Source organism: Paracidovorax anthurii, assembly GCF_003269065.1.
Lineage (GTDB): Bacteria > Pseudomonadota > Gammaproteobacteria > Burkholderiales > Burkholderiaceae_C > Paracidovorax > Paracidovorax anthurii.
Window position 1 is genome coordinate 1 of the sequence record NZ_QLTA01000069.1, and the last position, 22,034, is coordinate 22,034.

General features: G+C 72.9%; 21 protein-coding genes, 1 pseudogene and 1 riboswitch. Of the genes and pseudogenes, 17 read left to right on the forward strand and 5 right to left on the reverse strand.

The window, feature by feature from the left end; genetic code table 11:
• Both AX018_RS22290 and AX018_RS22295 read left to right on the forward strand, forming a co-directional pair.
• Positions 1 to 160: pseudogene (locus AX018_RS22290) on the forward strand (IS110 family transposase); the annotation flags it as partial.
• A gap of 207 nt (positions 161 to 367) precedes the next feature.
• Entirely contained in the window at positions 368 to 655 is a 288-nt protein-coding gene (locus AX018_RS22295; RefSeq protein ID WP_111882036.1) for a hypothetical protein, read from the forward strand.
• Between the two features lie 175 nt (positions 656 to 830).
• Here AX018_RS22295 and fnr read toward each other — a convergent pair whose 3' ends face one another.
• Positions 831 to 1,550 carry a fumarate/nitrate reduction transcriptional regulator Fnr gene (gene fnr, locus AX018_RS22300; RefSeq protein WP_111882038.1) on the reverse strand — a complete coding sequence of 240 codons (720 nt, stop codon included), beginning with the start codon at positions 1,548 to 1,550 and terminating at the stop codon, positions 831 to 833.
• Positions 1,551 to 1,745: 195 nt separating this feature from the next.
• Here fnr and hemN point away from each other — a divergent pair, with 195 nt between their 5' ends.
• The 4 genes from hemN (at position 1,746) to AX018_RS22320 (ending at position 7,394) form a co-directional block, all read left to right on the forward strand.
• Positions 1,746 to 3,128, forward strand: a complete 1,383-nt coding sequence (gene hemN / locus AX018_RS22305) for an oxygen-independent coproporphyrinogen III oxidase (protein ID WP_111882040.1) — start codon at positions 1,746 to 1,748, stop codon at positions 3,126 to 3,128.
• Positions 3,129 to 3,140: 12 nt separating this feature from the next.
• Positions 3,141 to 3,884 carry a sulfite exporter TauE/SafE family protein gene (locus AX018_RS22310; RefSeq protein WP_111882043.1) on the forward strand — a complete coding sequence of 248 codons (744 nt, stop codon included), beginning with the start codon at positions 3,141 to 3,143 and terminating at the stop codon, positions 3,882 to 3,884.
• A gap of 106 nt (positions 3,885 to 3,990) precedes the next feature.
• Positions 3,991 to 5,316 (forward strand): HD-GYP domain-containing protein, encoded by a 1,326-nt coding sequence (locus tag AX018_RS22315; RefSeq protein WP_111882045.1) that lies wholly within the window; start codon positions 3,991 to 3,993, stop codon positions 5,314 to 5,316.
• Complete coding sequence (locus tag AX018_RS22320; RefSeq protein ID WP_111882047.1) at positions 5,313 to 7,394, forward strand: putative bifunctional diguanylate cyclase/phosphodiesterase; 2,082 nt, start codon at positions 5,313 to 5,315, stop codon at positions 7,392 to 7,394. The genes AX018_RS22315 and AX018_RS22320 overlap by 4 nt, the downstream gene beginning before the upstream one ends.
• A gap of 276 nt (positions 7,395 to 7,670) precedes the next feature.
• Here AX018_RS22320 and AX018_RS22325 read toward each other — a convergent pair whose 3' ends face one another.
• The 3 genes from AX018_RS22325 to AX018_RS22335 form a co-directional block, all read right to left on the reverse strand.
• Positions 7,671 to 8,060, reverse strand: a complete 390-nt coding sequence (locus AX018_RS22325; RefSeq protein ID WP_111882050.1) for a cell division protein ZapA — start codon at positions 8,058 to 8,060, stop codon at positions 7,671 to 7,673.
• A gap of 2 nt (positions 8,061 to 8,062) precedes the next feature.
• Entirely contained in the window at positions 8,063 to 8,308 is a 246-nt protein-coding gene (locus AX018_RS22330) for a DUF904 domain-containing protein (RefSeq protein WP_111882053.1), read from the reverse strand.
• Positions 8,309 to 8,437: 129 nt separating this feature from the next.
• Entirely contained in the window at positions 8,438 to 8,893 is a 456-nt protein-coding gene (locus tag AX018_RS22335) for a tautomerase family protein (RefSeq protein ID WP_111882055.1), read from the reverse strand.
• A 97-nt stretch (positions 8,894 to 8,990) separates the two neighbouring features.
• Here AX018_RS22335 and AX018_RS22340 point away from each other — a divergent pair, with 97 nt between their 5' ends.
• The 11 genes from AX018_RS22340 (at position 8,991) to AX018_RS22390 (ending at position 20,639) form a co-directional block, all read left to right on the forward strand.
• Positions 8,991 to 9,962, forward strand: coding sequence for a GlxA family transcriptional regulator (locus AX018_RS22340; RefSeq protein ID WP_111882058.1), 972 nt, complete (start codon positions 8,991 to 8,993; stop codon positions 9,960 to 9,962).
• 55 nt (positions 9,963 to 10,017) lie between these two features.
• Positions 10,018 to 10,269: riboswitch (cobalamin riboswitch) on the forward strand.
• Between the two features lie 90 nt (positions 10,270 to 10,359).
• Positions 10,360 to 12,231, forward strand: coding sequence for a TonB-dependent receptor domain-containing protein (locus AX018_RS22345; RefSeq protein ID WP_111882060.1), 1,872 nt, complete (start codon positions 10,360 to 10,362; stop codon positions 12,229 to 12,231).
• Positions 12,216 to 13,658 (forward strand): hydrogenobyrinic/cobyrinic acid a,c-diamide synthase, encoded by a 1,443-nt coding sequence (locus AX018_RS22350; RefSeq protein WP_111882063.1) that lies wholly within the window; start codon positions 12,216 to 12,218, stop codon positions 13,656 to 13,658. Before AX018_RS22345 ends, AX018_RS22350 begins: the two co-directional genes overlap by 16 nt.
• A gap of 2 nt (positions 13,659 to 13,660) precedes the next feature.
• Positions 13,661 to 14,293, forward strand: a complete 633-nt coding sequence (locus tag AX018_RS22355; protein ID WP_211322504.1) for a bifunctional adenosylcobinamide kinase/adenosylcobinamide-phosphate guanylyltransferase — start codon at positions 13,661 to 13,663, stop codon at positions 14,291 to 14,293.
• Positions 14,294 to 14,301: 8 nt separating this feature from the next.
• Positions 14,302 to 15,252 (forward strand): ABC transporter substrate-binding protein, encoded by a 951-nt coding sequence (locus AX018_RS22360; RefSeq protein ID WP_111882068.1) that lies wholly within the window; start codon positions 14,302 to 14,304, stop codon positions 15,250 to 15,252.
• Entirely contained in the window at positions 15,249 to 16,295 is a 1,047-nt protein-coding gene (locus AX018_RS22365) for a FecCD family ABC transporter permease (protein ID WP_111882071.1), read from the forward strand. Before AX018_RS22360 ends, AX018_RS22365 begins: the two co-directional genes overlap by 4 nt.
• A 5-nt stretch (positions 16,296 to 16,300) precedes the next feature.
• Entirely contained in the window at positions 16,301 to 17,098 is a 798-nt protein-coding gene (locus AX018_RS22370) for an ABC transporter ATP-binding protein (protein WP_111882074.1), read from the forward strand.
• 86 nt (positions 17,099 to 17,184) lie between these two features.
• Positions 17,185 to 17,754, forward strand: coding sequence for a cob(I)yrinic acid a,c-diamide adenosyltransferase (gene cobO / locus AX018_RS22375; RefSeq protein WP_111882076.1), 570 nt, complete (start codon positions 17,185 to 17,187; stop codon positions 17,752 to 17,754).
• 14 nt (positions 17,755 to 17,768) lie between these two features.
• Complete coding sequence (gene bluB / locus AX018_RS22380; protein ID WP_111882078.1) at positions 17,769 to 18,512, forward strand: 5,6-dimethylbenzimidazole synthase; 744 nt, start codon at positions 17,769 to 17,771, stop codon at positions 18,510 to 18,512.
• The gene (gene cbiB / locus AX018_RS22385) at positions 18,505 to 19,500 is read left to right on the forward strand and encodes an adenosylcobinamide-phosphate synthase CbiB (protein ID WP_111882080.1); all 996 of its coding nucleotides are present in this window, start codon (positions 18,505 to 18,507) and stop codon (positions 19,498 to 19,500) included. The genes bluB and cbiB overlap by 8 nt, the downstream gene beginning before the upstream one ends.
• On the forward strand, positions 19,500 to 20,639 hold the full coding sequence (locus tag AX018_RS22390; RefSeq protein ID WP_111882081.1) for an aminotransferase class I/II-fold pyridoxal phosphate-dependent enzyme: 1,140 nt from the start codon (positions 19,500 to 19,502) through the stop codon (positions 20,637 to 20,639). Before cbiB ends, AX018_RS22390 begins: the two co-directional genes overlap by 1 nt.
• Here the strand turns inward: AX018_RS22390 and AX018_RS22395 are convergent.
• Positions 20,605 to 21,855 (reverse strand): amidohydrolase family protein, encoded by a 1,251-nt coding sequence (locus AX018_RS22395; RefSeq protein ID WP_111882084.1) that lies wholly within the window; start codon positions 21,853 to 21,855, stop codon positions 20,605 to 20,607. The two genes, AX018_RS22390 and AX018_RS22395, sit on opposite strands and share 35 nt — an antisense overlap.
• Positions 21,856 to 22,034 lie beyond the last annotated feature (179 nt).

The window sequence follows — 22,034 nt, forward strand, 5'->3', positions numbered from 1 at the left end:
CTCCATGCTCACGGCCATGTGGCACATGCTGCGTGACGGCACCGAATGGCAAGACCTGGGTGCCGCCCACTTCGACCGCACGGACGCCGCCAAAACAGCCAACCGCTTGATCCGGCGCCTGCAGCAGATCGGCTACCAAGTCACCGCTGTCACGGGGTGAAAGACGCAGTTTCATTTCAGTTTTCCACGGCGCTGCGCGCCACCCACATCGCATGAAACTGGCGCGGCCCAGGCGCGGGCAGCCGCGCAAGGGCCGCCCCGCCGCGCTGGCTGCGTCCCTCTTCCCACGCGCAGCGTGAGAGAAGGGGGAAGCCGCGAAGCGGCTCAGGGGGTTGTCGTCTCATTTCAGAGGCAAAAGGAGATTGCGATGCGGAACCAACGCTTGATGTGGATCGCATGGCCCGCCTTCCTGGTGGCAGGCCTGATCGAAATGGTGGTGTTTGCCTTCGTCGATCCCGAGGCGCTGCACTGGTTCGACCAGCCGCTGGCGCTCTCGCGCGAGGGGGTCTATACGGTGGCGTTCTTCGTGTTCTGGGCGCTCGCGATGCTGTCGGGCGCGCTCACCACGCTGCTGTCGCTCTCCCCGTTCGAGGTCAACCGCTGTCCCGTGCCGGCCGGCGAGCGCCCCCTGGAGTGCGGCAAGTTCCCGCAGTGAACATTTTCTGACTGTTGCCTGCCTCGCCAAGGCGCTGAAAACCGGCGCGGCCCAAAGCCCAGCAGACGCCGTGGAGCCGGCTCCGCCGGTCCACCGGCGTCGCCCCCTTCCCGCGAAGCGCAGCGCCGCGAGAGAAGGGGGGCGCGGCGCAAGCCGCTCGGGGGGATGCTCTTCTCTAGTGACAGGCTTGGCTGTTCACGATGCGCTTGAGCGCATCGGGCTCCACGATGCGCACGTGGCGCTGCTTGACCTCGACGGTGCCTTCCTCCACGAACTTCGAGAACGTGCGGCTCACGGTCTCCAGCTTGAGGCCGAGGTAGCTGCCGATCTCCTCGCGGGTCATGCGCAGCACCAGCTCGGACTGCGAGAAGCCGCGCGCATGCAGGCGCTGCACGAGGTTGAGCAGGAAGGCCGCCAGGCGCTCCTCGGCGCGCATGCTGCCCAGCAGCAGCATCACGCCGTGCTCGCGCACGATCTCGCGGCTCATGATCTTGTGCACGTGGTGCTGCAGCGCCGTCACCTCGCGCGACAGCTCCTCGATGCGGTCGAAGGGCATCACGCAGACCTCGGCGTCCTCCAGCGCGACGGCGTCGCAGGTGTGGTGGTCGCTCACGATGCCGTCGAGCCCGATGATCTCTCCAGCCATCTGGAAGCCCGTCACCTGATCGCGCCCGTCCTCCGTGGCCACGCAGGTCTTGAAGAAGCCCGTGCGGATGGCGAACAGCGACGTGAATGCCTCGCCATTGCGGAACAGCGTGCTGCCGCGCTTGACCTTGCGGCGCGTGGCCACGATGTCATCGATGCGTTGCAGTTGCTGGTCGTTGAGCCCCAGCGGCATGCACAGCTCGCGCAAATTGCAGTTGGAACAGGCAACCTTGATGGTGTGCGGATTCATGGATGAGTGGCCCTCCGTTTCTGGCGCGCCTGCCAGCAGGCATCTGCGGCGAAGTGGGATGTGCACGCAGACAAATGGCAAGCAACTGTCATGGGTCAATTGTGGCAGTGCCCGGCGCGCGAATGCTTGACGAACGTCAAGGACGCGCCAGTGGCAGCTGGGGCACATTGTGGCCTGAGAAGGAATCCCCCCACCATGACCGCTGTGACACCCGAGCTTCTGCGCCGCTTCGACGTACCGGGCCCTCGCTACACCTCCTACCCGACCGCGGACCGGTTCGTGGAGGCTTTCGGGCCCGACGAGTACGTGCTGGCCCTGCAGCAGCGCCGGCTCGGGTCCGCCGCGAAGGCCGTGCCGCTGTCCCTCTACGTGCACATCCCCTTCTGCGAGTCGCTCTGCTATTACTGCGCCTGCAACAAGATCATCACGCGCCACCCCGAGCGGGCCGACGTGTACCTGCGCTACCTCAGCCGCGAGATCGACCTGCACATGGCCCACTGCGCCCCGGGCCATGCGGTCGGCCAGCTGCACATCGGCGGGGGCAGCCCCACCTTCCTGAGCGACGACGGCCTGCGCGGGCTGATGAGCGTGCTGCGGCGCAGCTTCACCCTGGTGCCCGGCGGCGAATACTCCATCGAGGTGGACCCGCGAACAGTGGACGCATCCCGGCTCGCGCTGCTGGCCGAACTGGGCTTCAACCGCCTGAGCTTCGGCGTGCAGGATTTCGACCTCGAGGTGCAGAAGGCCGTGCACCGCGTCCAGCCGGCCGAGCAGGTGTTCGAGCTCGTTCAGGAGGCGCGCCGCCTGGGCTTCGAGTCGGTCAACGTGGACCTCATCTACGGCCTGCCCCGGCAGACGCCCGAATCCTTCGACCGCACGCTGGAGCAGGTGTGCGGGCTGCGGCCCGACCGCATCGCGCTCTATGCCTATGCGCACCTGCCCGAGCGCTTCAAGCCGCAGCGGCGCATCGTGGCGGCGGAGCTGCCGCTGGCATCGGCCAAGGTGTCCATGCTGTCGCGCTCGCTCAACGCCTTCCAGGCCGCCGGCTACGTGTACGTGGGCATGGACCATTTCGCGCTGCCGGACGACGCGCTCGCCGTGGCCAAGCGCCAGGGGCGCCTGCACCGCAACTTCCAGGGCTACAGCACCCAGCCCGACTGCGACCTGATCGGCCTGGGCGTGTCGGCCATCGGCCGGGTGGGCGCCACTTACAGCCAGAACGCCAAGACCCTCGACGAGTACTACGACTTCATCAACCAGGGCCGGCTGCCCGTGGTGCGCGGGCTGGCCCTCACGCGCGACGACCTCGTGCGGCGCTCGGTCATCATGGCCCTGATGTGCCAGGGCGAGGTGCTGTTCGAGCCGATGGAGCAGTCCTGGCTCATCGATTTCCGCCAGTATTTCGCGGCCGAGATGGACGTGCTGGAGGACATGGCCGAGCAGGGCCTGGTCGCGCTGAGCGGCGACGGCATCGCCGTGACGGCGATGGGCTGGTTCTTCGTGCGCGGCATCGCCATGGTGTTCGACCGCTACCTGCAGGCCGACCGCACCCGCGCGCGTTTCTCCCGCATGATCTGAGGAGGCTCCCCCATGCCCGATACCCTGGTCTGGACCGCGTTCGCCATGGGGCTGGCGGGCGGGCCGCACTGCCTGGCCATGTGCGCCGCGCCCTGCGCCGCGCTGGTCGGGGGGGGCGGCGCCACCGCCCCCGTGCGCTGGGCGCCGGCCGGCCCGGCGGGCGGCCTCGCGGCCGTGCCGGGGAGCGCGCAGGCCCTCGGGCGCGCCGCGGCCTTCCATCTGGCGCGCATGGCCGGCTATGCCGCGGCCGGCGCCGCCGCCGCCCTGGCGATGGACCGGCTCGCGTGGCTCACGCAGCAATCCGCCGCGCTGCGTCCGGTGTGGACCCTGCTGCACGTCGCCATGCTGGCCTGGGGCCTGCTCATGGCGCTGCAGGCCCGCCAGCCGGCCTGGGTCGAGCAGGCCGGCCGCGCGGTGTGGGCGCGGGTGGGGCCCCGGGTCCGCGCGCCCGGCGGCGTGGCGGCGGCGGGCTTCGCGTGGGCGCTGATGCCCTGCGGGCTGCTGTATTCCGCGCTGCTGGTGGCCGCGCTGAGCGGCAGCGCATGGCGGGGCGCCGCCGCCATGGGGGCCTTCGGGCTGGGTGGCGCGCTCTGGCTGGTGGGCGGCGCCTGGGCATGGCGGCGCCTGCGCAGCCGCGTGAACGCGGCGCGTGCCACCTGGGGAACCCGGGTCGCGGGCCTGCTGTTGCTGGCGGTGGCCGCCTGGGCGCTCTGGATGGACGTGGGGCATGGCCACGCCGATCTGTGGTGCCGCTGACCCGGGATTTTCCCGCCCGGTCCGAAATGGGTGCTTCTGAAGTAGTGATAATGGTTACGAACAAGGAGCACCCGCGGCTTGCGCCGCAGCAGCCACCCTCCCGACAGTGAATCACTCCCTTCTCATCGACGTCAGCCGGTTGCGCGTGGGCATGTACATCCAGCTGGAGCTGGGGTGGATGAACCACCCGTTTCCGGTGAGCAGTTTCCGCATCGCGTCCGGCGAGCAGATCGGCACCCTGCAGTCTCTCGGCCTGGGCCAGGTGCGCTGGGTGCCCGCCAGGAGCGATCCGTCGGTGCAGGAGGCCCTGGCCCTGCAGGATTCGGCGGAGCAGGGCGGGGCCGCGCCGGCGGCGCAGGGCGCCCCTGGCGAGGTCGCCGCAGCGGTCGTGGCGGGGGGCCATCGCCCGGGCGCGGAGCGCCTGGCCTCGCTGCATGCGCAACTGGATGCCCAGCGCCGCGCCCTGGCCCTGTGCGACGAGCACTTCGCGCGCGCCACGCGCACCTACGAGCGGCTCGCGCTGAATGTGGAGCAGGACCCGGCCGAGGCGCGCAAGGCCACCGAAACCCTGATCTCCGGCTGCGTCGACGAACTCATGGCAAGCGGCGATTCGGCGATCCGCCTGCTCTCCGAGCGCGCCGGCACCCGCGCCGCGCTGCATTCCGTCAATGTCACGGTGCTGGCCCTGCTGCTGGGCAAATCGCTGGGCCTGCGGAGCGACGACCTGAACGCTCTGGGCGTCGCGGCCCTGCTGCACGACCTGGGCAAGATCACCCTGCCGCCCCATGTGGCCCAGCCCGGCGCGATGCTCGGGCCCGCCGACCAGGCGCTGTACGAGGCCCATGTGGGCGAATCGGTGGTGCTGGCCCAGCGCATGGGGCTGGGCCGCGCGGTCGTCACGGCCATCGCGCAGCACCACGAGCTGGCCGACGGCAGCGGCTTTCCCCTCGGGCTCACGGCGGGCGACCTGGCCAGTGCCGGCCAGGTGCTCGCGCTGGTCAACTACTACGACCGCATGTGCAATCCGCTGCGCGGCGCGGGGCCGCTCACGCCCCACGAGGCCCTGTCGGTGATCTTCGCGCAGCACCGGGCGCGGTTCGACGCCAAGGTGATGCAGGCATTCATCCGGCTCATGGGCGTGTACCCGGCCGGATCGATCGTGCAGCTGACCAATGACCGCTATGCGATCGTCGTCGCGGTGGATTCCAGCCGCCCGCTGCGGCCCCAGGTGATCGTGCACGACAGCAGCGTACCCAAGGACGAGGCCCTCATCCTCGATCTCGAACAGGCCCCCGGCCTGGGCATCCGCCGCAGCCTGCGGCCCGCGCAGCTGCCGCGCGAGGCGCTGGACTACCTCTCGCCGCGCAAGCGCATCTGCTATTACTTCGAGCGGGCGGTGGAGCCGGGCCCTGCCGGCGGGGCGCATTCGTGACCGGCGCTTCCTTCGACCGGGCCTGGGGCGCCGTTTTCGAGGGGCTGCGGGAGGCCGTCTGGCTCGTCGATGCCCGCTCGCTGAACGTGGTGTTCTGCAACCGGGCCGCCGCGGTGCTCGCGGACCGTCCCGCCGGGGCCATGGAGGGCATGCCGGTGCATGCGCTGGCCTGCACGCCCGAAGACCTCGCGTTCTGGTCGCAGGACACGCCCGCGCTGCTCGCGGGCATCCATTCGCATTCGAGCCTGCTGCGCGGCGACGGGCGCCTAGTGCCGGTGGACCGCCGGGTGACGGCCGTGCGCACGCCCTCCGGCGACCCGGTGCTGATGCTGGGCATGCTGGACCGCAGCGAGCAGGCATCCACCCAGCGCGAGCTGGAGGTGCTGCTGTCGGAGCTGCGCGCCACGCTGGATTCGGCAGCCGACGGCATGCTGGTGTGCGACATGGCGGGGCGGGTGCGGGCGTTCAACCAACGGCTCGCGCTGCTCTGGAACATGCCCGCCGCGCTGCTGGTGCAGCGCAACGATGCGGCCATCGAGGCGCACATGGCGGCCCAGGTGGTCGATGCGGGCGCCTACCGCGCGCGGCTGCTGGGCATCGCGCAGTTCCCCGGGGAGGAAACCACCGACACCCTGCACCTGCGCAACGGCACGGTCATCGAGCGCCGCTCGGTGCCCCAGCTCAGCCACGGCTGCGCCATGGGGCGCGTGTATTCCTTCCGCGACCTCACCCTGCAGCACGCCGCGCAGAAGCGCATCGAGCAGCTCGCGTACAGCGACGTGCTCACCGGCCTGCCCAACCGCCTGCTGCTGTCGCGCTGCGTTTCCGCGGCCATCGAGGCGGGGCGCGTGCAGGGCGGAGGCTTCGCGATCCTGTTCATCGACCTGGACCGCTTCAAGATCATCAACGACTCGCTGGGGCATCTCTTCGGCGACCGCGTGCTGCAGCTCGTGGCCCAGCGCCTGCAGGGGTGCCTGCGGCAGACCGACATGCTCTGCCGGCTGGGGGGCGACGAGTTCGTGATCCACCTGCACGCCGGCGATGCCGACGCCGCCGAGGGCGTGGCGCGCCGCATCCTCGACGAGATGCGCCAGCCCTTCATGCTGGACGGCATGGGTTTTTCCATCCAGTGCAGCATCGGCATCGCGCTGCATCCGAACGACGGCGAGACGCTGGACGACCTCATCAAGCAGGCCGACACGGCGATGTACCGGGTGAAAGAGCGCGGCCGGGGCAGCTACGGCTTCTACCAGCCGCAGATGAATGCCGACCTGCTCTCGCGCATGAAGCTGGAGCACGCCATGCGCCAGGCGCTGGACCAGGGCCACCTGGCGGTCCACTACCAGCCGCAGGTCGCCATGGAGACGGGCCGGGTCGTGGGCGCCGAGGCCCTGCTGCGCTGGACCGATCCCGAGCTGGGGCCGGTCTCGCCGGGCGTGTTCATTCCGCTGGCCGAGGAGTCGGGCTACATCGTCACCCTGGGCGCCTGGGTGCTGGAGCAGGCCATCCGGGAGGCGGCCGAGTGGCTGCGCGCGGGCTCGCCGCTGGTGGTCGCGGTGAACGTGTCGGCGCTGGAGTTCCGGCAGCCGGATTTCGTGGAACGGCTCGTCGGCCTGCTGCGGCGCCACGGATTGCCGGCGTCGCTGCTGGAGCTGGAGCTGACGGAGACCATCCTGCTGCAGGACGCGCAGGAGATGGAGCAGCGCCTCGCGGCCCTGGCGGACCTGGGCGTGGGCCTGTCGATCGACGATTTCGGCACGGGCTATTCCAGCCTCGCCTACCTGAAGAAGCTTTCGATCCACAAGCTCAAGATCGACCAGTCCTTCGTGCGCGGCCTGCCGGACGACGAGGGCGACCGCGCGATCATCAACGCCATCGTGCACATGGGCCGCGCGCTGCGCATCGAGGTGGTGGCCGAGGGCGTCGAGACCCCGGCGCAGCGCGTGGCGCTCGCGCAGATGGAATGCCACTATTTCCAGGGCTTCCTGTGCGCCCCGGGGCTGCCGGCGGAGCGGTTTCGCAGCCTGATCGCCAGCGGGCAGGTCTATGCGTGGGAGCCGGCGCCGGCCTCCCGCTGACCGGGGGCGCGGCCGCCAAGAAAAAAGCGCCGCGGGGAGGCCGCGGCGCTGGGGAATGGGGTGTCCGCAGTAACCACCGAACCGTCATCCTGAACCGGGGGTTCAGGGGGGCGAGGGCAGCCAGGCGTTGGGTTCATCTGACGCGAGATGATCACGCTCACCGGACGATGTACCAAGCCCTTGCTCAGTGAGCATTGGTTCAAGGAAATATAAAGCCCGGCGGCACTGCAGACGCCCCCATTGTAGGCCGGGCGAACAACCGACGGAAGCGCGGGGTCAGAGCAGGCGCCCGTCCTCGCCGAGGGCCTGATCCAGGCGCCGCAGCAGCGAATCCAGCGTGTCGGTGCCGGAGACCGGGGAGGAGGAGGGCGTGGCCGGGTGGCCGGGCTGGGGGGCTTCCTGCGCGGTATCGGCAGGGCCCGGCACGGCGGCGGGCGCCGCCTCGGGTTCGGCCGGCGCGGCCTGCCCGCGGTCGGCCAGCTCGAAGGCCAGATTGAGCGCCGCCAGCACCGCGATGCGTTCGCGGGCGCGCACCTTGCCGGCGTCGCGGATGCGGGTCATGGCCGCGTCCACGCGCTCGACGGCCTGCTGCAGCCGCTCCTGCTGGCCCTCGGGGCAGGCGAGGCGGTAGCTCTGCTGCATGATCTGCACTTCGATCTGGTTCATTCTCAAGCGTCCTTGGGCACGTCGGTCGGGGCGGCGGACTCGTCGCCCGGTGCGGGCGGCAGCTTCTCCAGCAGCGCGTCCACGCGCATGCGGGCCGTGTTCAGGCGCGACCGGAGCGAATCGCGCTCCTGGGTGAGCGTGACCACCTGGGCGGTGAGCAGCGCATTGGCGCGCTGCAGTTCCGCATGGCGCAGGAGCAGCCGCTCCACGCGATCGGTGATCTGGTCGATGGGGGAGGGGGAAACCATCCCCGGATTGTAGGGTTCGGGCCCCGGCGCGCGGCCCGCGCCGTGGGTAAGCACCTGTTCGCGGGTCCGGCGCGGCCGCCACGGCGGGTGGCTTGCGCGCCCGGCGAGAGACGTGGGCGGCCGGATGTATCAGGCCGCCGCCAGGTGTTGCAGATGGGCGAACCCGGCGGCCTGGGCGAACTGCGGCAGGTGCCAGATGGTGCCGTTCGCGCCCCAGGTTCCGTCGGCCACCTCGTTCAGCACGATGGAGGTGACGAGCTGGCGCGGGTCCCCGGCGGGCCGGGACTGCTGGAATGCATCGTGCATCGCCTGCACGCAGGTGGCGCGCGATCCGTCGTCGAGGACGCCGGCCGGCAGGTGGACCATCGCGAAGCAGGGCAGGACCCGTTCGGTCACATCGGCACCGCCGCAGGTCCATGCGCCCGTGTCGGTCTCTTCGATCAGCACCCAGCACAGCATGCGCTTGCGCGGGTTGTCCGGAATCTGCTCGGCCTTCGCCGCTGCGTCGGTGATGCGGCGAACGAGCCCTGCGCGGGCATCGCCCGGGAACGAGTCCCTGGGAACGTAAACGAGGATCTGGGGCATGGGGGGATTCCCTCCTGGGTTGCGAAGGCCCCTATTGCACCCGGCATCGGATTAGACTGCGAGTGTCTGTTTGGACATCTTTCATGCGAAATCAGCCATGCACGATTTCACCATCCTCGTCCTGCCGGGGGCCTACGCCGCCAGCGTCGCGGTCACTGTGGACATGCTGCAGGCCGCCGCAGCGCTGGCGCCGCAGCTCCGTTTGCCCCAGCCCGCCTGGAGGGTCGTTTCTCCCGACGGCGGTCCCGTGCCCCTCAGCGGCGGCATGCAGATCCCTGCCCGGCGAATGCCCCTGCGTCCCCGCGCGGACCCGTCCCTGTGGATCGCGCCGGGCCTGGGACTGGGCCGCGCCACGGACCTGGCCGCGCTCCTTGCGGGCTCCGCCGCGCAGCGGGCCGTGACCGCGCTGAAACGGCATGCCGCCGCGGGCGGCAGCGTGGCGGCATCGTGCTCCGCCGTGTTCCTGCTGCAGGCGGCGGGGCTCCTGGCGGGGCGCCGCGCCACCACCTCGTGGTGGCTGGCGGCAGAGCTGCGGGGGATCGAGCCGGCATGCACCGTGGACGCGGATCGCATGGTCGTCAGCGACGGGCCGGTCACCACGGCGGGGGCCGCCTTCGGGCAGTCGGATCTCATGCTGGGCCTTTTGAGGGCACGATTCGGCCCCGCACTGGCCGATGTTGTGGGAAAGGTGCTGCTGGTCGATGGGCGGCAGGCGCAGTCGCCGTTCGTCATTCCTTCCATGCTGGCCGACGGCAATGCGCTGGTCGGACGCCTCACGCGCCGTATCGAATCCGGATTGCCCCATCCTCCGACGGTGTCGGAGCTGGCGAGCGAGTTCGCGATGTCGCCACGCACACTGACCCGCCACGTGCGCTTCGCCACGGGCCAGGGGCCTTTGGCGCTCATACAGCGCGTACGGCTGAATCGTGCCCGGATGCTGATCGAGAGCAGCCGGATGGGCATCGAGCAGGTGGCCGCCCAGGTGGGCTATGCGGATGCGACGGCGCTCCGGCGATTGATGCGGAAAGCGACGGGAGCCAATCCGAGCCGGTTCCGGGGGGCGGCATAGAGGGATTCCTTCCCGCCCATGCGGCTGCGCGACCCCTGCGAGATCGTGAACACGTTCTAAAATCCGCGCCGTTGGTGCCTGCGGTCCTGGTTCATAGGCCGCGGTTCAACGGGAAGCAGGGAGGCGCCGTCCGCCACGGGCGCGCCGTGCCTGCGCTGCCCCCGCAACGGTCAGTGGACGAAAGCCGCCGCCCCGGCCCGGCTTTCCCCTCCATCACGAGCCACTGGGCGCCTTGAACAAGCGCCTGGGAAGGCGATGGAGCGCGCATTCCACCAGCCCGGATACCGGCCAACACGGAGGCCGCGCGGCCCCGGCCCCGATGGCCTGGAGCGCGCGGCCGTGTCACCCAATGCCGGCGGGGAGGCCGGCGCGGGTTTGCTTTCTGCCGTTCGCTTCCATGCATTCATCGTTCTTCCGTGTCCGGGCCATCGCCGCCGCGCGTTCGCCTTCGTCCCTCCACGCCCCGGCCGCCCTGGCGCTGCTGGCGGCGGGCCTGTCGCTGTTCCCCGCCGCGCACGCCGCGCCGGCCGCGCAGCTGGGCGATACCGTGGTGACCGCCACGCGCACGCCGCAGCCGCTGGCCGACCTCGTGGCCGACGTGTCCATCGTGGACCGCGAGACCATCGAGGCGAGCGGCGCCACCGGCGTGGCCGACGTGCTGGCCCGCCTGCCGGGCGTGGAGATCTCGCGCAACGGCGGCCCGGGCACGACGACCAGCGTGTACCTGCGCGGCGCGGAGCAGCGCTTCACGGCCGTCTATATCGACGGCGTGCGCATGGATTCGCAGACCACCGGCGGCGCGCCGTGGGAGGCGATCCCGCTGGGCCTGATCGATCGCATCGAGGTGCTGCGCGGCCCAGCCGCGGCGGTCTATGGCTCCGACGCCGTGGGCGGCGTGGTGCAGATCTTCACGCGCCGCGGCGAGGGCCCGGCGCGGCCCTACGTGGGCGTGGGCGCTGGCAGCCACGGCACCTACAAGGCCGAGGCCGGCGTGAGCGGCAGCGCCGGCGAGGGCCGCGCCGTGGACTACGCGCTGGGCCTGGAGCGCGAGACCAGCGAGGGCTTCAACGCCCGCCCGGTGGCCGGCCAGAACCCCGACAAGGACGGCCTGCGCCGCACCGCCGCGAACGCGCGCGTGGGCTTGCAGATCGACCCGCGCCAGCGGCTGGAAGGCACGCTGGCCGCCGCCGACACCAACGCGGGCTACGACACCACGCCGCTGGGCAACGACGACCGCGCGCTGCACCGCATGCACGCGCTGGGCCTGAACTGGCGCGCGCAGTGGAGCGATCGCTACACCACGCGCGTCGCGGTCACCGATTCGCGCGACCGCTACGAGACCCGCCCCTCGCCCTACCTGACCGACACGCGCCTGCGCGGCTACCTGTTCCAGAACGAGTGGCGCGAGGGCGCGCACCTCTTCACCGTCGCGCTGGAGCGCCGCGAGGATGAGCTGCGCAACGGTGCCATCGACGGCGACCGCTCGCAGGATGCGCTGGCGCTGGGCTATGGCTTCACGGCCGGCCCGCACGCGCTGCAGATCAATGCGCGCCACGACTCCGACAGCGAGTTCGGCGGCCACAACACGGGCAGCATCGCCTACGGCTACGCGATCGCGCCGCAGTGGCGCGCGACGGCTTCGGCGGGCACCTCGTTCCGCGCGCCCACGCTCTACCAGCGCTTCAGCCCGTACGGCGTGGCCTCGCTCCAACCCGAAGAGGGGCGCAACGTGGAGGTGGGCCTGCGCTGGGCGCAGGGCGCCAGCAGCGCCTCGGTGGTGGCCTACCGCAACCGCGTGAAGAACCTCATCGTGTTCGGCGCGGCCGGCCCCTGCCAGGATGCGTTCGGCTGCTATGCCAACGCGGGCCGCGCCAAATACCAGGGCGTGACGCTCTCGGCGCAGCATGCGCTGGGCGGCGTGCAGCTGCGCGCCTCGGTCGATCTGCAGAACCACCGCGACGAGGACACGGGCCGCCAGCTCGCCCGCCGCGCCAAGCGCCACGCCACGCTGGGCGCCGACACACGCATCGCCGGCTGGACGGTGGGCTCGGAGGTGCAGGCCTCCGGCCGCCGCTTCGACAACGCCGCCAACACCGCCGTGCTGGGCGGCTACACGCTGGTGAACCTGTACGCCAGCACGCGCGTGGGCCAGGACGTGACGCTGCTTGCGCGGGTGGACAACCTCGCCGACAAGGATTACCAGACCGCGCGCGGCTACGCGCAGGCGGGCCGCACCTTCTATGTGGGCCTGAAATGGGCGCCGCAGTGAACAGCGCCGGCGCGCCCGCGGCGCGCTGCCCGGCCATTGCCATCGCCGCCCCGTCGTCGGGGCAGGGCAAGACCACCGTGACCGCGGCGCTCGCGCGGCTGCATGCGCGCCAGGGTCGGCGCGTGCGGGTGTTCAAGTGCGGGCCGGATTTTCTCGATCCGTGCTGGCACGAACTGGCGAGCGGCGGGCCGGTGCATTCCATCGACCTCTGGATGACTGGCGAGCACGATGCCGCCGCGCGCCTGCACGCCGCCGCGTGCGAGGCCGACCTGATCCTGGTCGAGGGCGTGATGGGCCTGTTCGACGGCACGCCCAGCCTGGCCGATCTGGCGCAGCGCTTCGGCCTGCCGGTACTGGCCGTGGTGGATGCCTCGGCCATGGCCGGCACCTTCGGCGCGCTGGCCTGGGGCCTGCGGCATTACCGCCCGGGCCTGCCCTGGGCCGGCGTGCTGGCCAACCGCGTGGGCAGCGAGCGCCATGCGGGCATGCTGCAGGGCAGCCTCGCCGATGCGCGGGACTGGATGGGCGCGCTGCCGCGCGTGGCACCGGATGGAGGGCCGGCGCAGAAGGGCGGTGCGGAGCCGCAGCCGGCGCGCCAGCGAGGGGGCCTGCTGCCCGAGCGCCACCTGGGCCTCGTGGCCGCGCACGAGCTGGCCGACGGCCTCGCGCGCATCGACGCCGCCGCCGACGCGCTCGCGCAGACGCCGCTGGGCCGCCTGTCGCCCGATGACTGGCAGCGCTTCGCCGTGGAGTTCGCCGCGCCCGCGCCGCGCGCGCCCGTGCCGCCGCTGCTGGCGGGGCGCACCGTGGCCGTGGCGGACGACGCCGCCTTCTGCTTCATCTACCGCGCCAACCTCGACACGCTGCAGGCGCTGGGCGCGCGCGTGGAGCGCTTCTCGCCGCTCGCCGACGCGGCGCTGCCCGCGTGCGACGCCGTCTGGCTGCCGGGCGGCTACCCCGAGCTGCACGCCGACCGCATCGCCGCCAACACCGGCATGCAGGCCAGCCTGCGCGCGCACGTCCAGGCCGGCCGCGCGCTGTGGGCAGAATGCGGCGGCATGATGGCGCTCTTCGAATCGATCACGCTGGCCGACGGCACGCGCAAACCGCTCTGGGGGCTGCTGCCGGGGCAGGTGGCCATGCAGCGGCGGCTGGCCGCGCTGGGGCCGCAGCAGCTCGACTTGCAGGGGCACGTGCTGCGCGGCCACACCTTCCATTACTCGACCTGCGACAGCAGCGCCCCGGTGCGCGCGCGCACCACGCGGCCGGAGGCCGGCAGCGCCCCCGGCGAGGCGCTCTACCGGCACGGCAGCCTCCACGCGAGCTATTTCCATGCGTGGTTCCCGTCGAGCCCGCGCGCCGTGGCGGCGCTGCTGGGCGCGCCGGACGCGCTGCAGGCGCCGGCGGACGAAGGGGCCGCCGCATGACCATGGCCTCCGGGGCGCCGGCCATTGCGCGCAGCGAACTCATCCTGGGCGGCCAGAAGAGCGGCAAGTCGCGCCGCGCCGAGGCGCTGGCGCGCGCCTGGCTGGACCGCTCGCCCGCGCACCGCGCCGTGCTGATCGCCACGGGCCAGGCCTGGGACGCCGAGATGCACGAGCGCATCGCCCGCCACCAGCGCGAGCGCGCCGAACGCGTGCCGGGCATGGCGACGGTGGAGGAGCCGCGCGACGTGGCCGGCGCGCTCGCGCGCTGCGCCCGGGCCGACACGCTGGTGGTGGTGGACTGCCTCACGCTCTGGCTCACGCAGTGGCTCATGCCGCCGCCGGACCCGCAGCCGGGCCCGCCATCGGAGCCGGAGCCGGTTTGCGAGCCGGATCGCCTCCATGTCACCGAATTTGCTGAACAGTGTGCTCTCTTTTTAGGAGCGATCCGGCAGGCGCCGGGCCCGGTCGTGCTGGTGGGCAACGAGATCGGCCTGGGCGTCATCCCGATGGGGCGCGAGGTGCGCGCCTTCGTGGATGCGCTGGGCCTGCTCAACCAGCGCACGGCCGAGGCGTGCGAGCGCGTCACGCTCGTGGCGGCGGGGCTGCCGCTGGTGCTCAAGGGGCCCGCGCCATGAGGCCGGCCATGCCCTGGCGTGCGGGCCTGCTGGTGTTGGCGGCACTAGCGGCCCTGGCGGCGGCCCCGGCGCGCGCGCAGGCACCGGCCACGTCCGCCATACCCGCCGTGCAGGCCGTGCAGGCCGTGCCGGTCGCCAGCGCCCCCGCGCCGATCACGGTCACCGACGGGCGCGGCCGCCGGCTGGTGTTCGCGCAGCCGCCGCGGCGCATCGTGAGCCTGCTGCCCTCGCTCACCGAGTCGGTGTGCGCGCTGCAGCAGTGCGGCCGCCTCGTGGGCGTGGACCGCTATTCCAACTGGCCCGATGCCGTGACCCGCCTGCCCCAGATGGGCGGCGGCATCGACCCGAACATCGAGGCCATCGTGGCGCAGCGGCCCGACGTGGTGCTGCTGGCCACCAGCTCGCGCGCCAGCGACCGGCTGGAGGCGCTGGGCATCCCCGTGGTGGCGCTGGAGCCCAAGACGCACGCGCAGGTGCGCGAGGTGCTGGGCACGCTCGGCACGCTGCTGGGCGTGCCGCCGGCGCAAGGCGCCGAGCGCCTGTGGCGCGAGATCGATGCCGGCGTGCAGGCGGCGGCGCAGTCGCTGCCCGCCCGCGCCCGGGGGGCGCGCGTGTATTTCGAGGTGAGCCGGGGCCCGTACGCGGCCGGCGCCGTGTCGTTCATCGGCGAGACGCTCGCGCGCCTGGGCGTGCGCAACGTGGTGCCGGCCGATCTGGGGCCGTTCCCGCGCCTGAACCCGGAATTCGTCGTGCGCGCGCGGCCCGACGTGCTCATGGTGGGCAACAGCAGCATGCAGGCCCTGGTGCCGTACCCCGGCTGGGAGAGCCTGCCGGCGGTGCGCGAGGGGCGCGTGTGCGTGTTCCCGCCCGCCGAGGCCGAGCTGGTGGTGCGCCCCGGCCCGCGCATGGCCGACGCGGCGCGCACCATGGCGCGCTGCCTCGCGGACAAGGCGCCATGAGCGGCCCGACCCCCACCGATGCGTCCGTGCCTGTGTCCGTGCCCGGCGCCCGCCGCCCGGCCTGGCTGGCCCTGGGGCTGATCGCGGCCAGCGCGGCGCTGCTGCTGCTCGGCGCGAGCGTGGGCAGCACGGGCCTGGGGCCCGCATGGGGCGTGGAGGCCGATCCCGTGGCCCGCCAGATCCTGTGGGACATCCGCCTGCCGCGCACCCTGGGCGCGTGGCTGGCCGGCGCGCTGCTGGGGCTCTCGGGCGCTGTGGCGCAGGGGCTCTTTCGCAACCCGCTGGCCGATCCGTACCTGCTGGGCAGCGCCTCGGGCGCCGCCCTGGGCGGGGCGCTGGCCATGGCGGTCTTCGGCATGTCGCCCACGGCGGCGCAGTGGCTCGCGCGGCTGGGCGTGACGGGCATGGCCTTCCTGGGGGCGGTGGCGGCGGTGCTGCTCACGCTGGTGCTGGCGCGCGGCGTGCAGCACACGCTGCGGCTGCTGCTGGCCGGCGTGATCGTGGGCGTGGTGCTGGGCGCCGCGCGCGATCTGGTGGAGCTGGCCTCGCCCGAGATCCTGCAGGCCATGCAGGCCTTCACCCTTGGCAGCACCAGCTTCGTGGGCTGGATCGCCTGCGGCCTCATGGCCGGCGCCTGGGCGCTGAGCACGGGTGGCGCCTGGGTGCTGGCGCGCGCGCTCGACGGCCTCGCGCTGGGCGAGGCCACCGCCGCCAGCCTGGGCCTGCCGCTCGCGCCGATGCGCGCCGGCCTCGTGGCCGCGATGGCGCTGGCCACGGGCACAGCCGTGGCGCAGACGGGGCTGATCGCCTTCGTGGGGCTGGCCGCGCCGCACCTCGTGCGCTCGATCGCGCCCTCGACCCACCCGCGCCACGTGGTGCTCTCCAGCCTCATGGGCGCGGTGCTGCTGCTGGCCGCCGACATCCTCGCGCGCTGGATCGTCGCGCCGCAGGAGCTGCCCGTGGGCGTGCTCACCGCGGCGCTGGGCGGCACCTACCTGCTGTGGCTCATGCACCGGCGCACGGCCCTCGGCCGGGGAGGCTGATTGCTATGGAAAACGTAGCAATCCAGGCAGCAAACATGGCGACGTGGATCGGAAACGTGCCGGTATTGCAGGGCGTGGACCTGCGCATCCCCGCCGGGCGCTGGACCAGCGTGGTCGGCCCCAACGGGGCGGGCAAGTCCACGCTGCTGAAGGCGCTGGCCGGCCTGCTGCCGCGCGGCGCGGTGCGCGGCCGCATCGAGCTGTTGGGCCGCCCGCTGCCGCAATGGGCCGCGCGCGAGCGCGCGCGGCACGTGGCCTGGCTGGGCCAGAACGAGACCGGCGCCGACGAGCTGAGCGCCTACGACGTGGCCCTGCTCGGGCGGCTGCCCCACCAGCCCTGGCTGGCCCCGCCGGGCCCGGCGGACCACGCGGCCGTGCGCGCGGCGCTGGAGGCCACGCAGGCCTGGGAATGGCGCCACCGGCCGCTCGGGCGGCTCTCGGGCGGCGAGCGCCAGCGCGTGCTGCTGGCCCGCGCGCTCGCCGTGCAGGCGCAGGTGCTGCTCATGGACGAGCCGCTGGTGCACCTCGACCCGCCCCACCAGGCCGACTGGCTGCGCACCGTGCGCGCGCTGGTCGCCGAGGGCCGCACGGTGGTCAGCGTGCTGCACGAGGTCTCGCTCGCGCTGCAGGCCGACGCCCTGGTTATCCTTGCCGGCGGCCGCGTGCGCCACCAGGGCGCGTGCGCCGACGCCGCCACCCTGTCCGCGCTGGAGGCCGTGTTCGACCACCGCATCCGCGTGCGCGAGGTGGACGGCCTGCGCGTGGCCCTGCCGTGCGTGGAGGGCCCGCCGCCCGCCGGCTGACGGCGGCGCGCGGCCCGTTCCGGGGCCCCGCCGCCGTGGCTCCGCTTTTTCGCCGTTTCCTTGCTTTCCCCCGATTGGTCCCTTCCATGCAGATCGAAACCCCACCCGCCGAGCGCCGCTCGGACAAGCCCGACGGTGAGCGCCGCGGCCTCGTGCTCGTGCACACCGGCAACGGCAAGGGCAAGAGCACGGCCGCCTTCGGCCTCGCGCTGCGCGCGCACGGCCGGGGCAAGCCGGTCAAGATCTTCCAGTTCATGAAGGTGCCCAGCGCGCGCTTCGGCGAGCACCGCGTGTTCGAGCAGCTCGGCATCCCCATCGAGGGCCTGGGCGACGGCTTCACCTGGAAGAGCCGCGACCTGGAGCATTCCGCCGACCTCGCGCGCGCGGGCTGGGAGCGCGCCCGCGCGGCCATCCTGGGCGGCGAATACTTCCTCGTGGTGCTCGACGAGGTCACCTACCCGCTCATCTACGGCTGGGTGCCGCTGCAGGAGGTGCTGCAGGCCCTGCGCGAGCGCCCGCGCGACGTGCACGTGGTGCTCACCGGCCGGCGCTGCCCGCAGGAGGTGATCGACGCGGCCGACACGGTGACCGAGATGGGGCTCATCAAGCATGCCTTCCAGGCCGGGGTCCCTGCCCAGCGCGGCATCGAAGACTAGAGGGAGAGCAGAGCATGCCCGACGGATCGAAAGGCTGCGCGCGGCCCTACGGGGCGCAGGAGCGCGAGGCCATCTACCGCGCCATCCACGAGCGGCGCGACATGCGCCACTTCGCGGGCGGCCGCGTGGAGCCCGCCGTGCTCGCGCGGCTGCTGCGCGCGGCGCACCACGGGCCCAGCGTGGGCTTCATGCAGCCCTGGCGCTTCATCCGCGTGACCGATGCGGCGCTGCGCGCGCGGCTGCATGCCTGCGTGCAGGCCGAGCGCGGGCGCACGGTCGGCGTGCTGGGGGGCGGTGCGCCCGTGCAGGGCGCAGGCCGGCAGGACGAGTTCCTGCGGCTCAAGCTGGAGGGCATCCTCGACGCGGCCGAGCTGATCGCCGTGGCGCTGGCCGACGGGCGCGAGGCCCACGTGTTCGGCCGCCGCACCATGCCCCACATGGACGTGGCCTCGGTGGGCTGCGCGATCGAGAACCTGTGGCTGGCCGCGCGCGCCGAGGGGCTGGGCCTGGGCTGGGTGTCGATCTTCGACCCGGCCGAGGTCGCTGGCCTGCTGGGCCTGCCGCCGGGCGCGGAGCCCCTGGCGCTGCTGTGCCTGGGGCCCGTGCACGACTTCTATCCCGAACCCATGCTGGAGCGCGAGCGCTGGGCGCGGCGCGCGCCGCTCGAATCGGTGGTGTTCGAAAACGCCTGGGGCCAGGCCGCGCAATCCATCGCCGGCGCCCTGCGGCAGGCCGGGGAGGGCCCGGGGCATGGCTGAGGAAGGAAGGCTGCTGCTCCACGTGCTGTGGGACGCGCTGCCGTGGGCCCTGGCCCTGCTGTTGGCGATGGCCATCGACTGGTGGTGGGGCGAGCCGCCCGTGGCCGTGCACCCCGTGGTCTGGATGGGGCGCGCGCTGCAGTGGTGCGGCGAGCGCATCGCGCCCCTGCAGCCGCGACCGGCCGATCGCCGGGCCTTCGCGCTCGGCGCGGCGGCCTGGCTGCTGATGGCCGCGCTGGTGGTGGCCATCGCGGGGGCGCTGGAGCGCTCCACGTTGGAGCTGCCCTGGCCCCTGGCCGTGCCCGTGCTGGCGCTGCTGCTCAAGCCCCTGCTGTCCTGGCGCATGCTGCGGGGCGAGGTGCTGGCGGTGGAGGTGGCCCTGTCGCAGTCGCTGCCGGCCGGGCGCGAGCGCCTCGCGCGGCTGGTGAGCCGCGACGTGCACGCGCTGCAGGCCGTGCAGGTGCGCGAATCGGCCATCGAATCGCTGGCCGAGAACCTCAACGACTCGGTGGTGGCGCCGCTCTTCTGGTTCGTGCTGCTGGGCCTGCCCGGCGCCGCGCTCTACCGCTTCGCCAACACCGCCGACGCCATGTGGGGCTACCCCGGCATGCGCGGCGGCCGCTACTGGCAGTGGGCCGGCAAATGGGCCGCGCGCGCGGACGACGTGCTCTCGTGGGTGCCCGCGCGCATCACCGCCTGGCTGCTGGCGCAGTGCGGGCGCGGCGTGCACTGGGCGGCCGTGGCCCGGCAGGCGCGCAAGACGCCGTCGCCCAACAGCGGCTGGCCCATGGCGGCCATGGCCCTGGCGCTGGACGTGCGCCTGGCCAAGCCGGGCGTCTACACGCTGCACCGCCGCGGCCGCCGCGCCGCGCCGCTGGACACGCGCCGCGCCGCCACGTTGGCGGCCGAGGCCCTGTTGGTGTGCGTGCCCCTGGCCCTGCTGGCGCTGCCCCTGCGCGAAGGGCTGCGGATGGCGCTGGGCATGTGATGGCCCGGCCGTTCGATCTGCCCGACCTGCCGAACCTGCCGGCCGGCGCCGCGCCGGCCCTGCCGCCCGTGCACGGCGGCCCCGACGCGCGGGGCGTGCCCGCGCACGACTTCTCCACCAACGCCAACGCCTGCGGCCCGTGCCCCGAGGCCCTGGCCGCCGTGCAGCGTGCCGACGCGGCCCGCTACCCCGATCCCGCCTACACCGTGCTGCGCGAGGCCCTGGCCGCGTGGCACGGCGTGGCGCCGGAGCGCATCGTGCCCGCCGCCAGCGCCAGCGAATTCATCCACCGCGCCACCGCCTGGGCCGCGCGGCGCGGCGCGGCCGGTGTGGTGGTGCCCGCGCACGGCTATGGCGACTACGCGCGCGCCGCCGCCGCCTGGGGCCTGCCGGTGGCGCGCGGCGACGGCACGCCGCCACCCGGCGCCATGCCCTTGCTGCACTGGGCCTGCGAGCCTTCCAGCCCGCTCGGCACGGCCGACGCGGCCGTGGCTGCATGGCGCGAAGAAGGGGAGGGGGAGGGCGGTGCAGCAGGCCCTGCGCACGGCCCGCGCATCATCGACTGCGCCTATGCGCCGCTGCGCCTGGAGCCGGCCGCAGGCCCCGGCGCCGCGCTGCCGGCGAGCGCATGGCAGCTCTGGTCGCCCAACAAGGCCCTGGGCCTCACGGGCGTGCGCGCGGCCTACGCCATCGCGCCGGCACACGTGCCGCAGGGCGACCTGGCCGCGCTGCAGGCCCTGGCGCCGTCCTGGCCCATCGGCGCGCACGGCGTGGCGATGCTCGCGGCCTGGGTGGAGCCCGCCACCCAGCGCTGGCTGGCCGCCACGCTCCCCACGCTGCGCGCCTGGAAGGCCGCGCAGCAGGCGCTGTGCGCGGACATGGGCTGGGCGGTGCGGCCGGGCAGCGCGGCCAACTACTTCGTGGCGCGGCCGCCCGTGGCGGATCTGCCGCTGCTGCTGGCCGCGCTGCGCGAGGAGGGCGTCAAGCTGCGCGACTGCGCATCGTTCGGCCTGCCGGGCTGGGTGCGGCTCGGGGTGCTGGGGCCGCAGGGGCGCGCGGCCCTGGCGCAGGCCTGGGCGCGCCGGGGGCCCGGAGCCGCTCAGTTCAGAACACCGCCTTCACGTAGTCCGGCAGGTTGACGCTGGCCCGCATCTTCCGGGCGAAGCCGGCATCGTCCACCGCCGTGATCGGATCGAGCTGGAGCGCCACCGTCTCGGGCGCGGCGGCGGCAGCAGCGGCGGCGAACAGCCCGGGGGCGTCCTGCGCTGCGTCCTCGTCCTCCATCTCGGCCACTAGGCGGTAGGCCACCTCGTCGGGGGAGGTGGACAGCACCCCGAAGGCCGGCTGCAGGCCCGCCGCCAGCGAGGGCAGGTTCGCCAGCCCGTACGACAGCTTGGCGATCGCCGTGGACAACTGCATGCCCCCGAGCCCGTCGTCCGCCGGCTCGACCAGATCGAGCACGAACGGCCGGCCCCCCACGGTGATGGCCTCGCTGGAGCGCGGATCACCCAGCGCGAAACTGCCCGCCGCGAGCCGCGCCCGGCCATCGATCAGCACCGCGAGGATCGACGATTCCTGCGCATCGATCAGGTGGGTATAGGGGTCGCCCGAGGTGCCCTCCAGGATCAGCAGATCCGCGCGGCGCCCCGGCGCGATGGTGCCGACCTGCGCGTCCCAGCCGATCATCTTCGCCGCCGTGGACGTGACGGCCTCCACCAGCTCCCGCGCGGACAGCACGCCGCCCTGGTGCGCGCTCACGGCGCGCGCCACCTTCAGTTCGCCCAGCAGGTTCTTGCACCCGCTGGGCGCCCAGTCCGCCCCCAGCGCGATCGGCACGCCGCGCGCGCGGGCGGCGGCGATGTCGGCGGTCTGGCCATAGAGCAGCAGATTGCTCGTGGGCGACCACACCATGCCCGCGCTCTCGCGCAGCACATCGAAATCGGCCGCCTGCAGCCCCACGCAGTGGATGCAGACCAGCGTCTTCGCCACGGCCCAGGCGCCACCCGCGCGCCGCAGGTCCAGGAACCGCTGCCGCGCGGCCTCGTCGGTGCCCTCGCTCAGGTGGTAGAAATAGGGCCGGCCCGTCTGCAGCGCGGGCACCAGCCGGGATTCGATCTCCTCGGGCTTGAAGTCCAGCGTCTGGCCCGAGCACACGGGAAAGGCCGGGTCCACGGGCTGCTCCACATTGCGCATCAGCCCCTTGAAATACGTGCCGATGCCCGCCGGGCTGCTCAGCGACAGCCCCTGCCCGGTGGTGGTGCCGCCCAGCAGGTTGCGGCACTCCGCGAAGCGCACGATCGCCCGCCGGTAGTCCAGATCCGGGTTGTCCGCGAGCACCTTGAACGGCTGCGTCACGTGCGGCACATAGCCGGGCTCGGCGGTCCTCCAGGTATTGCGGTTGGTGTAGCGCCGGGGGACCGACCAGAGGGGGATGTGGTTGTAAGAGCGTGTTTACGATCTCCCCCGACAATCCTGGGGTGAAAAGAAAGCCATACCCAAGCGACATCAGTAGAGAGAAGTTTGCCGAGATCGAG

What these genes read in the sequence shown, in the direction of transcription:
- AX018_RS22295 (WP_111882036.1), top strand. Translation starts at nt 368, where the DNA reads ATGCGGAACCAACGCTTGATGTGGATCGCATGGCCCGCCTTCCTGGTG.
- fnr (WP_111882038.1), bottom strand. Translation starts at nt 1,550, where the DNA reads ATGAATCCGCACACCATCAAGGTTGCCTGTTCCAACTGCAATTTGCGC.
- hemN (WP_111882040.1), top strand. Translation starts at nt 1,746, where the DNA reads ATGACCGCTGTGACACCCGAGCTTCTGCGCCGCTTCGACGTACCGGGC.
- AX018_RS22310 (WP_111882043.1), top strand. Translation starts at nt 3,141, where the DNA reads ATGCCCGATACCCTGGTCTGGACCGCGTTCGCCATGGGGCTGGCGGGC.
- AX018_RS22325 (WP_111882050.1), bottom strand. Translation starts at nt 8,060, where the DNA reads ATGAACCAGATCGAAGTGCAGATCATGCAGCAGAGCTACCGCCTCGCC.
- AX018_RS22330 (WP_111882053.1), bottom strand. Translation starts at nt 8,308, where the DNA reads ATGGTTTCCCCCTCCCCCATCGACCAGATCACCGATCGCGTGGAGCGG.
- AX018_RS22335 (WP_111882055.1), bottom strand. Translation starts at nt 8,893, where the DNA reads ATGCCCCAGATCCTCGTTTACGTTCCCAGGGACTCGTTCCCGGGCGAT.
- AX018_RS22340 (WP_111882058.1), top strand. Translation starts at nt 8,991, where the DNA reads ATGCACGATTTCACCATCCTCGTCCTGCCGGGGGCCTACGCCGCCAGC.
- AX018_RS22345 (WP_111882060.1), top strand. Translation starts at nt 10,360, where the DNA reads ATGCATTCATCGTTCTTCCGTGTCCGGGCCATCGCCGCCGCGCGTTCG.
- AX018_RS22350 (WP_111882063.1), top strand. Translation starts at nt 12,216, where the DNA reads ATGGGCGCCGCAGTGAACAGCGCCGGCGCGCCCGCGGCGCGCTGCCCG.
- AX018_RS22355 (WP_211322504.1), top strand. Translation starts at nt 13,661, where the DNA reads ATGGCCTCCGGGGCGCCGGCCATTGCGCGCAGCGAACTCATCCTGGGC.
- AX018_RS22360 (WP_111882068.1), top strand. Translation starts at nt 14,302, where the DNA reads ATGCCCTGGCGTGCGGGCCTGCTGGTGTTGGCGGCACTAGCGGCCCTG.
- AX018_RS22365 (WP_111882071.1), top strand. Translation starts at nt 15,249, where the DNA reads ATGAGCGGCCCGACCCCCACCGATGCGTCCGTGCCTGTGTCCGTGCCC.
- AX018_RS22370 (WP_111882074.1), top strand. Translation starts at nt 16,301, where the DNA reads ATGGAAAACGTAGCAATCCAGGCAGCAAACATGGCGACGTGGATCGGA.
- cobO (WP_111882076.1), top strand. Translation starts at nt 17,185, where the DNA reads ATGCAGATCGAAACCCCACCCGCCGAGCGCCGCTCGGACAAGCCCGAC.
- bluB (WP_111882078.1), top strand. Translation starts at nt 17,769, where the DNA reads ATGCCCGACGGATCGAAAGGCTGCGCGCGGCCCTACGGGGCGCAGGAG.
- cbiB (WP_111882080.1), top strand. Translation starts at nt 18,505, where the DNA reads ATGGCTGAGGAAGGAAGGCTGCTGCTCCACGTGCTGTGGGACGCGCTG.
- AX018_RS22390 (WP_111882081.1), top strand. Translation starts at nt 19,500, where the DNA reads ATGGCCCGGCCGTTCGATCTGCCCGACCTGCCGAACCTGCCGGCCGGC.